The 18,943-nt window shown below is 53.8% G+C and carries 14 protein-coding genes and 1 pseudogene; 2 read left to right on the top strand and 13 right to left on the bottom strand.

Annotated features, from left to right (window positions below):
• Window positions 1-420: 420 nt before the first annotated feature.
• From ET418_RS11885 to ET418_RS11870, 5 genes are all read right to left on the bottom strand, one after another.
• The gene (locus tag ET418_RS11885) at window positions 421-741 is read right to left on the bottom strand and encodes a putative quinol monooxygenase (protein ID WP_149307836.1); all 321 of its coding nucleotides are present in this window, start codon (window positions 739-741) and stop codon (window positions 421-423) included.
• 263 nt (window positions 742-1,004) lie between these two features.
• On the bottom strand, window positions 1,005-1,148 hold the full coding sequence (locus ET418_RS18170) for a hypothetical protein (RefSeq protein WP_188055505.1): 144 nt from the start codon (window positions 1,146-1,148) through the stop codon (window positions 1,005-1,007).
• A gap of 50 nt (window positions 1,149-1,198) precedes the next feature.
• Entirely contained in the window at window positions 1,199-2,152 is a 954-nt protein-coding gene (locus ET418_RS11880) for an L-lactate dehydrogenase (protein WP_149307835.1), read from the bottom strand.
• Window positions 2,153-2,692: 540 nt separating this feature from the next.
• A complete protein-coding gene (locus ET418_RS11875) occupies window positions 2,693-4,414 on the bottom strand; it encodes a sigma 54-interacting transcriptional regulator (RefSeq protein WP_149307834.1) in 1,722 nt (573 codons plus the stop codon).
• A 2-nt stretch (window positions 4,415-4,416) separates the two neighbouring features.
• Window positions 4,417-4,755: a hypothetical protein gene (locus tag ET418_RS11870; protein ID WP_149307833.1), complete on the bottom strand. Its 339-nt coding sequence runs from the start codon at window positions 4,753-4,755 to the stop codon at window positions 4,417-4,419.
• A 324-nt stretch (window positions 4,756-5,079) separates the two neighbouring features.
• Between ET418_RS11870 and ET418_RS11865 the strand changes: the two genes are divergently transcribed.
• Together ET418_RS11865 and ET418_RS11860 are read left to right on the top strand one after the other, a co-directional pair.
• Window positions 5,080-5,331, top strand: a complete 252-nt coding sequence (locus tag ET418_RS11865) for a hypothetical protein (RefSeq protein ID WP_149307832.1) — start codon at window positions 5,080-5,082, stop codon at window positions 5,329-5,331.
• A 193-nt stretch (window positions 5,332-5,524) separates the two neighbouring features.
• Window positions 5,525-6,766, top strand: coding sequence for a spinster family MFS transporter (locus tag ET418_RS11860; RefSeq protein ID WP_149307831.1), 1,242 nt, complete (start codon window positions 5,525-5,527; stop codon window positions 6,764-6,766).
• 282 nt (window positions 6,767-7,048) lie between these two features.
• Here ET418_RS11860 and ET418_RS11855 read toward each other — a convergent pair whose 3' ends face one another.
• From ET418_RS11855 to ET418_RS11820, 8 genes and pseudogenes are all read right to left on the bottom strand, one after another.
• Window positions 7,049-8,209, bottom strand: a complete 1,161-nt coding sequence (locus ET418_RS11855) for an SMP-30/gluconolactonase/LRE family protein (RefSeq protein ID WP_149307830.1) — start codon at window positions 8,207-8,209, stop codon at window positions 7,049-7,051.
• Window positions 8,210-8,386: 177 nt separating this feature from the next.
• Window positions 8,387-8,554 (bottom strand): annotated as a pseudogene (locus ET418_RS11850) (IS3 family transposase); the annotation flags it as partial.
• A gap of 206 nt (window positions 8,555-8,760) precedes the next feature.
• Window positions 8,761-11,175, bottom strand: coding sequence for a methyl-accepting chemotaxis protein (locus ET418_RS11845; protein WP_149307829.1), 2,415 nt, complete (start codon window positions 11,173-11,175; stop codon window positions 8,761-8,763).
• A 258-nt stretch (window positions 11,176-11,433) separates the two neighbouring features.
• Window positions 11,434-12,450, bottom strand: a complete 1,017-nt coding sequence (locus ET418_RS18445) for a peptidylprolyl isomerase (protein ID WP_149307828.1) — start codon at window positions 12,448-12,450, stop codon at window positions 11,434-11,436.
• Window positions 12,451-12,525: 75 nt separating this feature from the next.
• Window positions 12,526-12,816 carry an ArsR/SmtB family transcription factor gene (locus ET418_RS11835; RefSeq protein WP_149307827.1) on the bottom strand — a complete coding sequence of 97 codons (291 nt, stop codon included), beginning with the start codon at window positions 12,814-12,816 and terminating at the stop codon, window positions 12,526-12,528.
• Between the two features lie 211 nt (window positions 12,817-13,027).
• Window positions 13,028-16,327, bottom strand: a complete 3,300-nt coding sequence (locus ET418_RS11830) for a PKD domain-containing protein (RefSeq protein ID WP_149307826.1) — start codon at window positions 16,325-16,327, stop codon at window positions 13,028-13,030.
• 30 nt (window positions 16,328-16,357) lie between these two features.
• Window positions 16,358-16,744, bottom strand: a complete 387-nt coding sequence (locus tag ET418_RS11825; RefSeq protein WP_149307825.1) for a cytochrome C — start codon at window positions 16,742-16,744, stop codon at window positions 16,358-16,360.
• A gap of 543 nt (window positions 16,745-17,287) precedes the next feature.
• Window positions 17,288-18,922, bottom strand: coding sequence for a cytochrome c3 family protein (locus tag ET418_RS11820; protein WP_149307824.1), 1,635 nt, complete (start codon window positions 18,920-18,922; stop codon window positions 17,288-17,290).
• Between the last annotated feature and the right edge of the window lie 21 nt (window positions 18,923-18,943).

Genomic DNA, 18,943 nt, shown 5'->3' with positions numbered 1-18,943 from the left:
GGTATCCCCGTATAGAAGGAGGGAGTCCTCTGATAGTAGGACCAACCCGAGTCATAGAACCGTGACCGATACCAGCGTCCGTCCCACGGACGCCACCACCAGCCGTTGTAGAAAAAGATTTCCGCATCTACGTCAGGCACGACATAGACATAGGTCTCAGGTATCACGATCACCTCTGGTGGTGAGACAAATACTATGGGCGGGGGCAGGGAAATGCTGATGCCTACCTCCACCCCGGCCATCACGGGAAGAGCTACTACCTGAACCAACGCAAAAATGAGTGTTCCCAAAAGTGATTTTTTCATGGCATTGCCTCACCATTAACAATTGTTCGAATCTGTCAAAAAAGGCGGTGTAGTTTAGCGTACCGTTCCAGCATCTCTTCACTGGTCTGCGGTGGACTCCACTGGCTGCTTATCATCACGCCCGTGCCGCTTGTATCGCCTCCAATCCCACCGTGGAGGAAATGGTGTTGAACCTGATCTCCGGTTCTTTGTCGAGCAGTTTCATGGCCCCGATCAAAACACCGAAATGAGCGGACCTCAGATGGGTGCCAAGGTCCTCGCTGCTCTTCCACTCCTCCTTGAAGAAAAGAACGTTTTCAACCTCGGCATCCCTGTAGCAATTGCAGCTGATACACCCCTGCTCATGCCGAATCGGACCGAGTATCGCTGTAAAGGTTTGCAGTACCTCTTTCCACTTTTCCGGTGGCACGGTTATCGTGATGGTTGCATCGATCATGGATTTTTTCCCTTGTGCATGATGTGAAGCGACACCGAAAACCGTGCGGCCTCAGCCTGAACTCCCATAAGCCATGGCAATACACCTTTCATCGTTATTCATTTTATAGAGCGGCGTGGAGCCTGATTTTCACAAATAATCTTGCAATCAAATTCCGTTCTGTGGACACCACGCAACAATCGAGCCAGGGAGTAATTGCAGGGCATCGAACCTAATGAACCAATTTTAAAAAGAAAAATGAATATGGGGCGATGGGGAACCCCTCAACGGAATCCGCCATATTTCACATGGCTGCCATATATGACGGATACCGTTGAGGGAATAGCCTTTCGCATCCACATAGCCGCCGCCGGGTAGTTCTTTTCCTCGGGTTCCGGCAGCCATTTGATCTCGATCTGTTTGCCCATGGCGCGGCTCCTTACGTCAGGCTGATGCCTCCCGTTGATCATACAGACGTCTAGGCCGCGGGAGGTATATTCAGTCCTTCGATTGCCCCGCGGACCACTCCGGCGCTGGCCTGGAGCGCAGCTTCCTCCCCAGGTGTCAGGACCGGCGGAAAGGTCGCCAGCACGCCCGCCTCACCCACCAGGTGGGGCAGCGAGACGGTCACGTCGCCTCCCCCCCACGATGCCGCCAGGGGGGTGCAGACGGTGAGGATGGCCCGTTGATCGCTGAGGATCGCATCGACGATGCGCGCCAGGGCGCTGCCGATCCCGTAGTAGGTGGCCCCCTTTCCTTCGATGATGGCGTAGGCGGCCTTGCGCACGTCCAGGTCGATCCTCTGCCGCTGCTCGGCATCAAACCGGGCGCCACGCAGGCGGCAGAACTCTTCCAGCGGTATCCCGCCAACCGTTACGAGAGACCAAGTCAAAACCTCGGAATCGCCATGCTCACCCAGCACGTAGCCATGGACATGGTGCGGGTCCACTCCCAGGTGGCTCCCCAAAAGGGTGCGAAAGCGGGCGGTATCGAGCATGGTGCCCGAACCGAGTACCCTGCTTGACGGCACGCCATGCTCCTTCGCATAGCGTGCCGCCAGATGGGTCATCACATCCACCGGGTTGGTGGCGATCACCAGCACGGCATCTGGTGCATGGGCGAGGACCTCAGGCACAACGGCACGAAACACGGCGGAATTCCGTTGCAGGAGTTCCAGCCGGCTCTCGCCCGGCTTCTGGTTGACGCCGGCAGCGATGATGACGGCGCGGCTCCCCTTCAAGTCGGCATAACCGCCGCTGGTCACCTTCAGCGGCCGGGCAAAGGGGACGGCGTGGTAGATATCGTTAGCCTCGGCACGGCTGCGGGTTTCATTCTTGTCCACCAGCACGATCTCCCGGCCGATGCCCTCCATCACCATGGCGTACGCCGCCGTCGCCCCGACAAAACCGCTTCCGACAATACCGATTTTCATTCTATTCCCCCTTGGGTAATGCGATTCTCATCCGTTGCAACGCCAGGGAAAAATCTCCGCCAGAGCGACAGACTGTTTAATTCTATCACCCTATTGGGACAATGTCCGCGCGAGTACCAGCAGGCCCAGGTCCAGCGATTTCCTGTTGGTGGCGACTTCGGCGAGCGGGGTGGCCGCTATTTTACCCATGTAGTCCCGCTCTCTCTCATTGCAACGGGCTTGGAGTCCCATAACACTTATTGAATGATGATAGGGGGGAGGAAGATGCGGATGCCCGGCGGAGGAGGCGGTGCATACCCCGCGAGTGGGGCCGGCGGTGCGGCAAGCGGCACGGAGCAGACCAACATACGAAGCAGCTCATGCGCCAGAGACGCCTTACGGATGTCTCGGACATAAGTGACTGTTTATGCGGTAAAAAGCGAATTAAGGCTGCGGGGGGAGCGGTGAAGACGCCAGCGCCATCCATCATATTTAGCATAACTGCCCTCTATGATGGACTACGTTAGTGGCAGACTGGGGCGGGTAGTACGCGGTCTTACATCATTGCCGGAGGATGCCGAATTTCCTCATCCGGGCGCGAAGCGTGCTGGCGTTGAGACCAAGGAGCGTCGCCGCCCCGTTTTTTCCCTCAATGCGCCAACCGGTTTTCTGGAGCACCTGGAGGATGTGGTCGTGTTCCAGGTCGGCGAGGGCTTTGATCTCCTGCCCTTGTATATCACCTTGTTTCCGGAACGTATCGAACCGGTCCACCACCTGGAGCGCGTTCCCCTGGCTGGTGATTACCGCACGCTCGACGACATTTTCCAGCTCCCGCACGTTGCCGGGCCAGTGGTATCCCTGGAGGGCGGCCATGGTCTCCTTTGACACGGCATCTATCCTTTTGCCCATCTTCTTGTTGAATTTGGCAATAAAATGATTGACGAGCAGCGGGATGTCTTCCGTGCGCTGCCGGAGCGGCGGGATGGTGATGGGGAACACATTGAGACGGTAGAACAGGTCTTCCCGAAACCTGCCGTTCCTGATCTCTTCTTCCAGATTCCGGTTGCTGGCCGCGATGATCCGGACATTGACCTTGATGGTGCGGGGGCTGCCCAACCGCTCGAACTCCCCGTCCTGAATGACCCGGAGCAGCTTGCTTTGCAACTCCAGCGGCATCTCGCCGATTTCGTCGAGGAAAATGGTGCCGCCGTCGGCCAGCTCGAAGCGCCCCATCTGCCGGGCGTGGGCCCCGGTAAAGGCACCCTTCTCCCGCCCGAAGAGTTCGCTTTCGCTGAGGTTCGCCGGCAACGACGTGCAGTTGACTGTTATCATCGGCCGGTCCTTGCGGGCGCTGTGGCTGTGGATGGTGCGGGCGATCACCCCCTTGCCGGTGCCGGTCTCGCCCAGGAGAAGGACCGTCGCATCCATGGGCGCGACCTGCTCGACCCGGAAGAAGACATACGAGATGGCGTTGCTTTGGCCGATGATATCGCCAAAATTATTGACCTGGGATGCCTCCTGCTGCAGGTAGATGTTCTCGGCCTGGAGCCGGTCCTTCAACTGTTTTATTTCCGCATAGGCATCCTGGAGCGACGCTTCCGACTTCTTGCGCTCGTCTATCTCCTCCGTGAGCTGCTCATTCGCCCTGACCAACTCGCCGGTCCGCTCACCTATGATTACCTCTAGGTTGTCGTGCGCCTTTTTCAGTTCCGCTTCCAGTTGTTTGCGGACCGTGCCGTCAACGATGGAGGTTAGGATGCAACCGGCCTTGTTTTCGATGGCGACCGCGACGCTCTGAAGTTGCCCCTGGATCAGCGCACCGTCTTTTCCCGTGAGACCGATCTCGCAGCGCAGCATGACCTGTCGTTGCATGACCAATTGGAGGTGATTGGAAAAAATCGCTCTCCCATCCGCATCGGCGATAAAACTGATAAACGGCTTATTGATCAGATGTCGCTTCTCCCCCCCCAGCAGTCTGGCTCCGGTAAGATTTACCTCCCGGATCACCCCGTAGACGTCAAAGGTGAAATAGCCGACAGGAGCATAGTCATAGAGTTCGGCATACCTGTCCCGCGACAGTTCAAGCTCGTCCTGGGTCCCGTGCAACTCGGCATTCTGCATCTCCAGTTCGATCTGGTGGACCTTCAACTCATGGTCAAGCCTCTGCATCTCCACCTTGATCCGTGGCGAATGCACTCCATCCGGTTTCGCCTGCAACCGCTCTTCGGCATGACGGCGCAGTTCGGCGGCAGTCGACGAGCTTCTGTCCTTAGTGGTTGCCATTATCAGCCTCCTGCCGCAAGCAGGCCAGCGAGTCGCGCATTCTCCGCGCGGGTCGTCTGAAGCGCTTCGCGCAGCTGCTGAAGTTCCTGTTCCAACTCCACAACCCTGGAACTGTCGGCGGTCGCGGTCCTGGAGCGTCCCGGCGTTTTTTCTCCTGACGTGGCGCCACCTCGTTGAAAACAATCATCACCATACCCCGCAACGCCTCGGAATCTTCGATCGGCCGAAGCGCCGATGCCGACGAAGGGGAACTGAGGGCGTTCCTGTTGGGATGGGGTGGCTGGTGGGGCGGTTACGGCCGTTTTCTTAACGATTCTCACCGGGTTGGGTTGTTTTTTCATACTATGTGAGTATATCAGCTATTTCATTAAATGCACCACGAGGTAGATGAACGGTAAATCAGGAGTTTCCGGGGCGGCTCAAGCCGGGGGATCACGAAAAAACCGATTGTCCCCAATCTTCCTTGGGATAGCCCGACGGGACGCCACGCCGCCCTGTCAGATGGTCGGGTCCCCTACAACGAATTCTTCCATATGTGGCGGTTCCGCTGTTCATGAGCTGACATTGCGTTATTACAGGATAAGTCCAGTCCTGTGATTCTTTTGGTTCTTGGCAGACTCCTTACGTTTACCTGCTGGTCTGGATACCGGTCATCTCACCCACTGGTGAGGAAATCATTCTGGAACGAGTCGGAATTCCCCAAGACCACGACGCTCAAGATCAAAAAGTTCGCGGTGAAGGAGGCGCTGAAAAAAAGCACGGAGGGAGGCGATGCAACCGCCAGCCGGGACCGCCTCATCAACCTGCTCGCCAAGGTGACCGGCACCGGTGCCGCACAGATTCGCGAGGAATCCCTGCTTGTGACCGAGCCGGCAGACATCGTGAAAATGACGCGCCAAGCGGTGATGGAACTCTGAAGCAGAAACCACACAGCGCTCACCACGAAGGACACGGCGGGAAAACTGGGGGAAGCAAAACAAATGGATTCAAGTTTACTCACGAATCTGTAAAATATTGGTTTTGGGTTTCCTCCGCGAACCTCCGTGGTTGATATTTTTGATTTTGCGCTTACAATCACTCGGTTGCTAGCTCTCTCAGAGGATACGCCGTATGGACGCCCAGCCAATCTCGCTCACCTACCGCCGCTACGCCTTGGGGCTCCTTTTGACGGTGAACCTGCTTAACTACATCGACCGGCAGGTGCTCTTCGCGGTCTTCCCCCTGATCAAGATCGATCTGCGTCTCTCCGATACGGCGCTGGGGTTTCTCGGGAGCGCCTTCATGCTCAGCTACCTGCTCTTCGCCCCGCTCTTCGGCTGGCTCGGCGACCATTGGAGCCGGACCAAACTTGCCGCCGGAGGCCTGGTTGTCTGGAGCATGGCCACGGCCCTGGCCGGTCTTGCCCCCGGCTACCGGACCCTGCTGGGTGCCCGCGCCACCGTCGGGATCGGTGAGGCGAGTTTCGGCACGGTATCGCCCGGCCTCATCGCCGACTTTTTCTCCAAGGAACGCCGCGGACGGGTCCTGGCGTGGTTCTATGTCGCCATTCCGGTCGGCAGCGCGTTGGGCTATCTCCTCGGCGGGGTGCTGGGACAGCGGTACGGCTGGCATACCGCATTTTTGCTGGTTGGTATACCGGGCCTGCTCTTGGCCGTTCCCATCGCGCTGTTGCGCACCCCGCCACGCGGCGGCGAGGATTCATCGCCGCAGGCCTCACAGGGAAAGGTCTCCGGAGGCTACGCCGCCCTGTTCAAAAACCGCTCGTTCGTCTGCAACACCCTTGCCATGGCGGCCATGACCTTCGCCATCGGCGGACTCGCCCAGTGGATCCCCTCGTTCCTGTACCGCACCCATTCCCTCGACGTGGCACGGGGGAATACGCTGTTCGGCGCGACCACGGTGCTGGCCGGAATACTGGGCACCATGGCCGGCGGCTGGCTCGGCGATTTCTGGCAAAAAAGGAGCGGCAAGGGCTATCTGCTCATCTCCGGCTGGGGATTCCTGATCGGCACCCCGTTCGCCGTCTGGGCCATCCTCGCTCCCGGCCTGACCGGCTGCATGGCCGCGATCTTCATCGCCGAGTTTTTTCTCTTTTTCAATACCGGACCGCTCAATACCGTCATCATCAACGTCACCAACCCGGCTATCCGCGCCATGGCCTTTGCGGTCAATATCTTCTTCATCCACGCCCTGGGCGACGCGGTTTCGCCCTCCGTCCTCGGCTGGCTGTCCGACCAATGGGGGTTGCGCAGCGCCCTCCTGATCACACCGGGCGTTATGGGGCTGGCCGGCCTCTTCTGTTTCATCTGCGGCAGGTTCGTGGTGCAGGATATGGCTCAAGCCGAGGAATGACGCCTACAGGAGCGGCAACAATCGGCATTCATACTTTAGATTTGCAGATCCGACATTCCGAGGTACGTCTTTAAAGGAGAGGCCAGAACCGCCGCAGCCGGGGCAAAAAGAAAGGAATCCCGAAGGATTCCTTGACGTTAAATGGAGCGGGAGACGAGATCAGAAAATTTCACAGCAATTTTAATAACATTGGGTAAGCTGCCGCTAAAAAGGGCCAACTTTCCAAATATCGCTTGCGACATTCGGACGGTTGACCCGTAAGATGCTTCGTACCTCACCTCTCTACGGCATAATGTTCAGGGTGTTGGTACCGTCATCAACAAAGTAAATCCCTCCACCCGAGGCAATTGCAAGGCCGAAGAGGGTGCCGGCGCCCGGAAGCGAGTGAGTGCCCGGGGCGACAGTCTTGTCCAGGTGTTTCCTCCCCATCAACTTCCCCCTTGAATCGAATACGTTGATAAATCCATCATTGCCGTTGACCGTGAAAATGTTCCCGTTGTTGTCGACGGCGAGGCCGAGCGGGTCGTTCAAGACGGGGCTGGACGTGAGCGTGGTGCCGATCCCGGCCGACAAAGCCGCAGTACGCGGATTCGCAATCGACGCTATCCGGTTACCCAGGCTGTCCGCAACGTACAGCACGTCACCTGACGGGCTGAGGCCGAGACCTGTCGGCCCTATGACTAGGGCAGCCGGGTCGGTCCGTTCGGGGAAACCAGATCCGACGATGGTTTCTGCGATGATGCTCGGCATGGCTCCTCCCATCTGCAGATCGATACGAACTACAGTCCCCTGGTTTACGACGTTCCCGTTAGCGGCCACGGCGCCATTCAGTACGTTGCTCACGAAGAGACTGGTCCCCGCATTGTCCTCAACTGCGGTCATGTCCCACGGCCCGTTGATCGAACCGCCCGAGAAGATTTCCTTGGGCGTCCCCGTGCTGTCCAGCACTATCAGGCATCCGGCCTGAGCCGTGGCAGCGGTGCCGTCCGTTGTTGGCAGACTGCCGGCGATTACCCACCCGGAACGAAGAGCCACGAGGGCGGTTGTCAGTCCGATCCCACCTGGGCATGCGCTGGCAGGCGGATTATTGGGATTGAGGAGGGCGAACAGAGCTAAAGTCCCGTCCGGCGCAACATCGACGATGGTCGTGCCGGTGCCCTGCTGGTTGTTGCTGTTGTTGAAGTTGCTTACAAGAATGTGGCCCGCCGTCAGCTTGTTCATGCTTTGCTGCACTATGGCGACGCCGTAGGGGTTGATGTCACCGTTTGCCGGGACTGTTGAAGTTACCAGACGAGGTTGTGAATTGAAAAAAGAAGCAAGCGCAGTGGCACTGGGTGAAGATCCGCTTCCGCCTCCGCCTCCGCATGCTGTCAGCAATAAGAGTGAAGCCAGTAGGGAAAGTGCAAAGAGGCGAAACAGGAGTGTAAATTTCGTCTGCCTCATTGGAGTGCACCTCCTTCACATTCTTTTTTTAGTTATAGAAAAATACCTTCCCTCACGACATACCAGACTAACAAGACAGTTATTGTCTTGTTAGTTACAAAGTAACACTTACCGTTGTTGTCGTCAATCTTCTTTAAACAGATCATAACCTCCCCCAGAATCGAGACATTCCCAAAGCAGAGCTTTCTGGTGCCATTCCTCCAAGCGATAGACCTCGATGCCCAACTCACGAGAGAGGACGTCAACCGGTTCGCCACGCATGAGGCGAAGAACGACTTCCTACTTGCGGTTGGCGCTCCAACGTTTGACTTTCGGTGCGCCGGCACTGACTACATCTTTTTTCATTGGCTGTCTCCTTGAACAAGAAATTTACCTCATTCCTCTGTCCAAGAAAACCGGGGCCGCTATATCATCAGGACCAAGGGAGGGGGGATGCCGGGGGCAATGCTGCATTATGACCGATTTAAGGAACGACTGCGCCCGTCGCAGGCATAATGAGCACTGCTACGCCATGGTGTAATGTCGAGTGGTCAGTAAAGTGGCAGTGACCATTACAGCCGAAACCATTTGGCGGTGTCATTTAGATCAGAGGCTGTGGCGGCAAGATTTTCAGATGACTGTTTGACGTCAACAAAAGTACTTTTAATCTGTCTGGCGGTATCAGATATTGTATTCATCACCCTTGAAATATCATCTGATGTTGCGGACTGCTGCTGGGCAGCAACGGCGATCCTGCCGACCATGCCGGTAATCCTATCCATGTTTTCAACGATCTCGTCTATGGACTGTACCGATTCATTGACGATATTTACAACCTGGTCCACTGAAGAACTCTCTTCCCGGATGAGTTTGACAGCCGTGTCGACACCGGCGTTCATGGATGATACGTTTTCCACGATCTCGTCCGTCGCTTCAGAGGTCCTGGCTGCAAGTTTACGCACTTCATCGGCAACGACGGCAAAACCGCGGCCCTGCTCTCCGGCCCTGGCGGCCTCAATTGCAGCGTTCAGCGCCAGCAGATTGGTCTGGTCCGCAATGTCATTGATAAGCGCGACAATGCCGGTAATTTTCTCCGACCGGGTTCCGAGTGTCTCCACCTCTTTTGCCGATGATTTAGTTGTCTCGGCAAATCGTTGGAGATAACTGACTGCGGTATGCATCCTGTCTCGGCCACGGTTGGCGGCTTCTCGCATTGATGCTGCAGTGTCTGCCGTTTCGTTAGCATTATTGGACACATCGTTGATGGTCTGGGACATCTCGGTCATGGCAACAGCAGACTGTTCGATACGCTCGGTCTGTTCCCCCGTGCTATTCTCAAGTGTACGCGCCGTGGATGAGAGTTCCTCCGAGCTACCTGCCAGGGCATCAGTCGCCACCCCGATCTTTTTGGCAATATTCTGGAGACTGCCTGCCATGGTTGCCATTTCTTTCTGGACCTGACCGATCTCGTCATTGTTTTCCGCAGATATGGCACAGTTCAGATTACCGGAAGCGATCTCACGGGTAGTGGTAATAAGCCTGGAAAGAGGATGGGCGATTGCCCGGTACATCCATATTCCGAAAATGATGCCAGAAAAGACCGCAAGCACACCTATGGTAAGGATCAACCCAAGGCTTTTGCGGATCATGGAGTTGACGGCGGCGATCGATTTTTCCTGTTCTCCCTGCGCCACGCTCGATGTTTGTCTACTTTTCAGAGCTTGCTGCATGACAATATTTCGGAGTTTCGCCGATTCCTGGGACGCTACTTCCTGCATTGCCAGCCTGTTTTTCAACTTCGGGACGATACCGTCTTTGGTGGTGAGGCTCGCGTAGACGCCATCCAACGCAGACGTCGTTCTATTCAGCACCGCAAGCTCTTTCGCAGCGTTAAGCTTCTTTAAATGCTTTTGAAGCTCTGCCTCCGCCTTATGGATTTTGGCGTACTGCGCTGTTATGGTCGTCAAAGTCGAATCTATTTCTTTTCCCGTAGCAGCAGTAAACAGCCTTGTTACAAGCCCATCGACCGATGCCCCATACGCCAGCAACTCGGAATTACTGGCAAGTGCACTCACCGTAATGTTTGATTGCACAAACGAATTTCCGTTTTTGCCTGTTATATCGCCTACTTTCTCGCTGATATTGTCTATTTCATTATCAAGGGAACCGATTATTCCATCCATTTTGTCCAAAATACCGTCAATTAACACGTCAGCTTTATTATTCCCCGCCAATCGCAATACAAAATATTCGTCCAACTTTGTGGACAGGTTTGCCAGTGCGGCCTTAAGTTTTGGATTCCCGCGTACATTGCCATTTTGTAACAAACGGTCGATATGTCCTTTCACTTCTCCTTTGTAGCCCTTAGCGTTGCCTCGTTGAGATTGAAAGCAGAGAACCATGGTATCTTTAAGCTGTGTCTTGGCCATTTCGAGGCTAGTGAGCTTGTCGGCCAAGGAGTTTCTGCCTTCAACAAATGTTACGTACGTGGCTGAACGCGAAACTTGCAGGGACTTTACCAGGCCGTCAAGCTCCTTGAGTTTAGCGATGGTTTCATTCAGATGCTGTGTTGTTGCCTTTGCTGCGTTGTTGGCGTCTTCCTGGGATGTGATGCTAGCCGTTACCGTCTCGACAAGCCGATTGAAAATACCTTCCAACTCCGAATACGTTTCAAACTTTTCACCGGACATCGACTCAATTGTCGTTTGAGAGCTTTTTACGGTTGCAAGTGATTTTGATGCTTCCGTCCTGGCAACATCAAGTTCCTTTTTGCCCCTTGATGTACTCACTTTTACCAGGTCGGCGGTAGCTGCCTGGATAGATCGTTCATATTCCACTGTCCTGAGTTGGTATGGTGTGCTTTTTTCCGTAAGATAAGCCAGCTTCCCCTTTATAAAGGTCATACTGACGTAGCAGGCTACTGATATCACAATTGAAATACCGGCAACAATCGCAACATTCAAAAAAAGCTTGATTTTGATTTTCATGTATCCTCACACAAACAGCGTAATCAGGATGCGTTGCCACGTAGCGCTTAATCATATTCAAATCATATTATGCAAATATGTATTAAACCGTTTTTTAAATATTGTCAAACATTGGAAGTCCTCTATCAAATCATGCTTTCAATTTACATGCTCCGACTTGGTTGCGCCCCCAGTACTCTGAATGTAATGTTTGACATTTTCCACCAGTTGTTAAAATAAAATTTTGACCATTATATTCTGACATATTAGTAACTGCTATTATGGTAGCAGCACGTCAATTTTGGCGTTTCTACGTGCCCCGCCAACAAAATCACCAATAGCCGCATTCGTTTTTTGAGTTCTGAGATAATCTTCGATCTTATCCCTAGCTGTAGCCAGGGAGACAGTCTCTGCTTTCTTCAGGTTCAGCAACTTGATTATATGATAGCCAAATCGTGTCTCCACTACATTGCTCAGACCTCCCGGTTCAAGAGCAAAAGCGGCCCGTTCGAATTGAGGATCCATCTTGCCTCTACCGAAAAATCCCAGATCGCCTCCTTGCTTACTGCTGGGACAGGTTGAATTTGCCTTGGCCAGTGTGGCAAAATCAGCACCGTTTAACAGTTCTTTGTGAAGTTTCTCGGCCCTTTCACGAGCTACCGTCTTCGCTTCAACCCCTGCTTTGCTGTCAGCACCTATCAATATATGGCTAGCCCTAATCTGTTCATCCTGACGGAACTTGTCAGGATTCTGGTCATAAAACTTTTTGATCTCTTCGTCGCTGACCGTAATTTTGGAAGAGATGTTCGTTTTGACAAAATTGCTGATGACCAGTTCTCGGCGAGTGTCGTCATAGAACATCTTCTCATTCATTCCGATATTTTGGAGTGCCCTGTCATAATCCTTGGCGTCGGAAAATCCATTTTTGATCTTAGCCAGCTTTGCATCAGCCTGCTTGTCGAGATCTTTTATATCAAGCTTCTGGCCAGCCTGGAAAAGCAGTTCCGAACTGATCAATTGATTGAGAGCCTGCATTTCAAAGTCCTTTTGCAGATATGGTGGAATTTGTAAACCGGGTCGGTCCGCCATTAAAATTATTTGAGCCCGTTTGAGTTCAGCAACGGTAATATCTTTGTCATTCACTCTTGCTGCTGTTTTCTTGAGATCGGTTGCGGAGATTTCGGTAGTTGATAATGGCGGGGTTACATTTGATGATGTAACCGAACATGCTGAAATTAATAGCGGTAACATCCACAACAAAATCATTGACTTCAGAAGCATAGCTAACAGTTTCATTAATAAATTCCTCCATAGTCATTTAGTTTATGAACAAAACAACAACATAGCTTATATACTAATTAGTTTTGTACTTTAGATAACATTATTGGTTTGTGTAGTATTACAAACCAATGAATTGATAAGTTTTTTAGCCTGCGAATTGATAATAGCATAGTGCATTGCGGAACTATTACGTTTACCTTCAATAATTCCATTCATTTTCAATAAGGCAACATGTTTTGACACTGTAGTCTGTTTCAGTCCAAGATATTCCGAGATATTTTTGACAGATTTTGATTCATTGACCATACTCAATAAAATTTTAAGGCGGATTGGATGCCCAAGTATTTTTAAAAGATGTGCTATTGATTTGTGCGAGTCCATATTTTCCTCACTGTCACAGTAACTATTTTAAACCAAGTATATTATTATTTTTATTTGGTAAATAGCCATACTACTCACAAGTATTCACTTAATAACACATACAATTTGTCTAATACATTGGCAACAAATACGCATTGCGGTATGGCCAAAACAATGCCCGGAGAGAGGGCCCTCCGGGCGATTTCATTATATGACATTGTTTCAGGCTGGTTTAGTTCGTGCCGTCAACGGTGATGGTCTTCTTGAAGTATCCCTTCTGGATACCGTTTTTGTAGACGTAAATCTCGACCGTCTTGTTTCCGGCCACACTATAGGTGTGGGTCTTGGAAACGGATAGAGCATCGATGGTGGTGATATAATCGTATCTGCCGTCGCCCCAGATGACCTTGACCTTGTCGTTGGGGGTTGGCAAAGATGTGACGGTAAGCGTACCGCCGAGATTGCCGGGGTTGTCTGCCCAGGTTATGACGTCGGCAGCCGGAACAACGGCCTCGACCTGCCGTGTTGCCGATGCGACATTCCCGCTTTCGTCGGTAACCTTCAGGGTGATGGTCTTCAGCCCGATGGTGGCAAAAGTCACGCTGGAGGTTTTGCCGGGAGCGATGGCGGTGCCGTCGCTGGAGGTCCAGGTGTAGGTTGAGATACCGACGTTACCCGGTTTTGCCGCATAGGCTGCCAACGGTTGGGCGACACCTTTGGCGACCTGTATGCCAGGGGCTGCCGTGTCGATATCGGTGAAGTTGGATGAGAAGTTGGCGAACGGTTTTACGCCGATTCCGAACTTCGTCGCGTTGATGGCGTTTTCATTGGCGAGGTAGTTGCTTACCCATGCCGTCCGGTTGACATAGGTGTTACCTTTGACGTCAGTGAAGGTGCCGTCGATCGGATAAAGAGCTGCAGACCTGTCGAGAGGTTTTACCCTTTTGTAAGTTCCTGAGGCATCTGCGGTGAAAGTACTTCCGCTCCAGGTGCCAAGCTCATCGAACTTGACTTCAAGGGCGCCGCCGGCCTTGGTTGACAACTCGGCGCCGGTCTCGATATCATCCTGCAAGCCCACAACTTCGAGTTGCGAAGCCGGGGATTGCATAAATTGCTGCCCCGCCACAGTTTTGACGGCTGTGCCGAGCATATCGAAATTACCTGCGAATAAGGAGGTTTTAGGTGCGGAAGAATGGCAGTCGGCGCAACTTGTGCCGAGGACATAGGTCTGTATCGGCCGTATGCCGTGGGTCAATTTGTAAGGGCCACCCAGGAAAGTAAGCTGGGTTTTTGTCCAATCCTTGTTGTCAACTGAGCCCTTGATGGCGTTGCGATACGCCTTGTAGCCCGATATCTCTTCCGGGGTCGAAAACAGGACGTTGCCGCCGTACACGCCGACATACTTCCATGCCCCGGTGAAGGCGCCGGTTTGGTCATAGGCGCTCTGGTAGGAACCGTTGCCGAATCCGACCGGGATTGGAGCAAAACCGGAAGGACCGAAATTCATGCCGGCCTTCAGGTCACGGGCAATCCAGGGATCATAGTTGGCGGTCAGGACGCCGCTATAATCGCCGGTGTGGTGCGTCGGCGCGGAACCGGTAACGCCGTCGCCGTTGGCGTCAACGAGGGGATCCACGTTGTTCCAGATGGCAGCGGTAATGATGTTCACGGCGTAGATTTTCCGCCGCCAGTTCGTGTTGGTGCTGGTATTGTCGAAGGTCTTGTAGTAGTTGCCATTCTTCTGCCACGTGAAGAGAGGTTCCCACTTCTTCAGGTTGGTATTCGCCGGAATTCCCATGCCAGGGTCGGAGAACATACCCAACATGCCGCGTTCAGTAGCATATCCAAGCATATTGGGATAGCGGTTGCCGGAGGTGGAGTCCAGTTCGCGGACGACCATCTGCTCGCGAGCGATATGGCAGACCGTACAATCCATGACATCAAGATGGTTGCCGACAAACGACACTTCGTTGCTGCCGGTTGTCGTCTTGACCGCCTGGGTGATATTGGCCAGCAGGCCTGCATTCTGATGAGCTGTCAACGGATTGGTCGCGCCGAAGGTATCGATGGCGACACCATCGCTGTTTTTGCCGGTAATGTGGCAATTTTCGCATTTCTTGACCGTATTTTGGCTATTGACGGTGGTTCTCTTGGCTGCATTGCCCTCTACGCCTGCCGCGCTGTCATACCCCTTACCCGGGTCGCAGAGGCTCTTACCGTCAAAAATGGTGTTTGGATTGCTGGAATCCATGGGCGCTGCAAATACATCGACTTTTGTGGTGTTGGTATTCATGTGGCAACCGGCACATTCAAGGGTAAGGTGTACGTCGTAGCCGGGAGCCCACAGATCGCCTCGCTTGAACCATTCGGCACGCGGGAAAGGCACAACGCCTTTCTTAAGAGCATTCTGGTTTTGCATGCCATTGGGAAGGCTGGCCTGAAAATAAATCGGACCGCTGCCGGCAGGGTTGCCGCCGCCCAGGAAGTACTGCTTCATGCCGGGCATGGCCGTGGAGAAATTGGCAAATGCGGCCTTGTTTAATTCGGACATCCCCATGGCGGACGGCCATCCGGCCGGAATCGTAGTGACGAAACCGGGGGTCGTGCTGCTGATACCGGTCATGGTCATGTACAGAGTAGGGGATGTCGCGTATGGGCTCAGTGCCCAATCCCACGTGTTGCCAAACGGGGCGTTGAAGTCGAAGGCCGGCATGGAAAGACCGGTAAACGATTGCGCGAAACTGCCGGTGTAGGCCATCGGGGCGCTGGAGAGGAAATCGCGCATCATGTCAGGAAGGTCTTTAAGGCCCGAAGGCATGTGGCAGTTACGACAGTTCTGGCTTGAGGGGTTTGCTTCCAATTTGGCCAAAGCCGTCGGGGAGAGGGACACGGTGTTATCGGAATTCTTTGTCAGTAAGCCGGTGGTGAAGTCGTAGGCCTGGGTGAACATGTTGATAAAGCCCGCACCGAATGAGGGGGTGGCGTTATGGGCGCCGCTGTAGGCCATCACCGACGACATCATGTTGTTGAAACCGTCGAAATGGCACATCAGGCAGTCCATTTCCTTGACGTTAGGCATCATCACCTGCCCATTTTGAACCTGCATCTGGCTTCCGTCTGGCATGGTCATGGTCATGGCCTGTCCCCAACCGGAACCGGTAATAACGGGCGTACCGTTCATGTAGAGCGGGTAAGACCAAGGGGACGCCATGACCTGATGCTTCGGCAACCCCGTATTGGCGGAGTACTGATCGAAGACCGTCATGGTGTAGGGTGTATAGCCGTCAATTGCGGGGTTCATCATGCTGAAGCGTTTACCGTTTCGGTCCTTCTCCACAAAGCCGCCGCCCGGATGGCAACTGCCGCATGTCGTAGCCAGGTCCCAGGCCGAAAGATCGACCATAGTGTACTGGCTTCCGGTGTTCGGAGTGGTGCCGGGGGTGACAGTATTGGTGCTGCCGGATACGAAATTGCTCAAATTACTGACATAATTCAATGATGAAATATTCGTATTGCCTGGAGCTTGATTCATGAGGTTCGCCACCTGGCGAAGAGAGGGGCTTCACCACTTGCCAACCATGGCGGTCGACTGGGTCCATGGCTTGTTCTTGGTGGCATCGAATTTTCCGGTGGAAGAGTCGACGTATTCACTTCTGCCTTGGTTCGAGTGAAAAGCGTGGTCGGATATCTTGTCATAGGTGTAATCGACGCCGTTCTTCACGTGGCAGCCTGCGGTGCCGCACGTCTGCTTCGGGCTGTAGGGCATGCCCTTCCCGTTCGCGTCCACCTGTACCGGCACTTTAGCTCCGCCGGCCATTTGCATGCCGATCTCTTCGAATGTGTACAGCGTGACTGACGGATGGGCGGCAAACGAAGTGCCGGCCGTCAAGGCCAGACTGGCGGCAGCTGTTGCCGTCAGTAAGCCTGTCTTTATTCCGAATCGTTTCATGTAATTGGATTTCCTTTCTGTACCGTTGATTTTGCAACAGAAATTCTCTCAGGCAGTAACTACCTTTGCGAGATGATGCCACCGCATATCTTGGTAACAATGCGGCTGATGCTGTTCAGCCCGTATGGGGGTACGAAGCCGGACGATAAAACGGGAGCCGGTATTCTTTTAGCAATACCAGGACCAAATCATTTGTACGGGAGGAATATGCTGTATATATTTATTCAATTTAACGGATTAATTATTGTGCAGAGGCCGAACTGTTCTAAAACTTGTTGTTTTAACATATAATTATAAAGATGAATGAACGCCGGGATTTCAAACATGCCGCCATGCCTGAAGCCAATTGTTAGGGCGCAAGGCCTGGTGCGTGAAAAGAGCTGAGGCGGGTATGGGGCATTCATTTCATAATGAAGGGTCATATAGCCCGCGCCGGGGGAAATAACCAAAACGATCCGAATCCAGTTCAGGACCATGACATGCACCAAGATACCTATCACTGCGATTGTTCTCTAGCGCGCCCCAGCCGCAACAGGGGACAAATCAATAGTATTTCGGATTGGTCGCATGGCAGCTTACCGTGCAGCTTCGTGCCGTGGAGTCGTATGATCCTGATGTGACAAAACGGATGTCGAAATTGATGAGATGAGAGTTGGCCGCGGTGGTGGCTCCGCGGGCCTGCGGGACTCCATGGGAGGCATGACAGACCGAGCAAGGCACCTTATGGGTAATAAGATGCTGCTGGTGGCCCGAGAATGCAGATTTGCCGGGATCAAGCAGAACATTCTGATCATGGCAGCGATAGCAGAGTGCATAATTGGCATCACTGTAGACAAGCGGGTAGATTTCCGTTTCATAACGGGCAACCAGGATATGTTTAAAGTTTGAACCGTGCGGTCCTTTAGCCTGGCTGCTATCGTCGTTGGCGTGGCAGTCGCAGCAGTAAATCATGCTGCTGACACTGTACTGAGTTCGCAGGCTCGGCACGTTGCCCCCCTTACCGATGCCCACTACCGGGTGGAAAGACGGGTTCGAGATGTCAAACTCCAGCCGCGTATTAAGCTCCTGTATCTGCCTGACGATCGTCTGTGTGCCGTAAAAACTGTTCTCTGCATGGCAGCGAAAACAGATCTCATATTCATTTGCAGCGTACGAGGGGAGCACCGCCCCGGCGCTCGAAACCCCCCTTACCCCCAGGAGCGGACCAGGCGCAGCCGGCGCCGATGCGGAAGCGTTCTTCGACTGATGAGGGTTGTGGCAATCTTCACATTCAACATGCTTCAGGGCGGTCAGCGGATTTTCCGTGGGGTCGTGGATGCCGCTGGTGGCCCCCACGGGATGATTGTAGAACTTGGTAATGGCGGTCGCAATGTCTACGCTCCCCCCCGTTGCCGAATGACATTGCAAACAATTGGCGTCATCGATGGCGAATTTGAGCAGACGTGCGTTTCTGCCGGCATTATGGCTGGCGTGGCAAAGCGTACAACCCGCGCCCTGGCCTGCGGCGGCATGGGTGGAGCTACGCCAGCCGGTTATGTTGTGACAGGCGGTGCAAAGGGCTGAGCCGGAGTTATCCATAACCAGGAATTTGCCGTAGTTGTTGCTGTGGGGGTTGTGGCAGGCTGTGCACTGCAGCATTCCGCCTTCTTCGAGCCGTATTGCATGGGGAAGAGAGCCGGGGGTGTTGAGCTGTCCGTTCTGCTGGGCCAATTCGTTTGTATAGGCAAGGGATACGGGGTGGTCGTCACGCAGGTCGGTTTTCAGGTTGGTTGGGTAGTTGGCTGGTATGGTAGTTATTCCTCCTGCCATCGCGATCGCTTCCGAAGAGCCGTAAAAGGTCCCCAGAGCGATGGTGCCGTCGTGGCAGCTGAGGCAGAGACGTGCAGAACCGCTCGGTTGCCCCGGTTTTGCCACCAGCGTGGATGACTGGTACAGATCGTAGATGGCCGTGCTTGTCGGGCGGCTCCAGAGCGGTGTGGAGGGATTCGCGTGATGGGGGGTGTGGCAGAAGATACAAACCCGCTCTTCGTTGAGCGCCTTGATGGAGCCGGGGCCCGATACGGACAGATTATGCTTGCTGTTCAGTATCCCTACCGCCCCTGCCGGAGCAGGCGTGGCGAATGTGATGATCAAAGACGCAATCAGCGTCAGCACAGGCCATACTATGTTCAATATCACGATTTCTCCTTTATCGAATCG

It is taken from the genome of Oryzomonas rubra, assembly GCF_008369015.1.
Lineage (GTDB): Bacteria > Desulfobacterota > Desulfuromonadia > Geobacterales > Pseudopelobacteraceae > Oryzomonas > Oryzomonas japonica.
The sequence above is the reverse complement of the archived record's forward strand: the minus strand, read 5'-3'. Positions and strand labels throughout refer to the sequence as shown.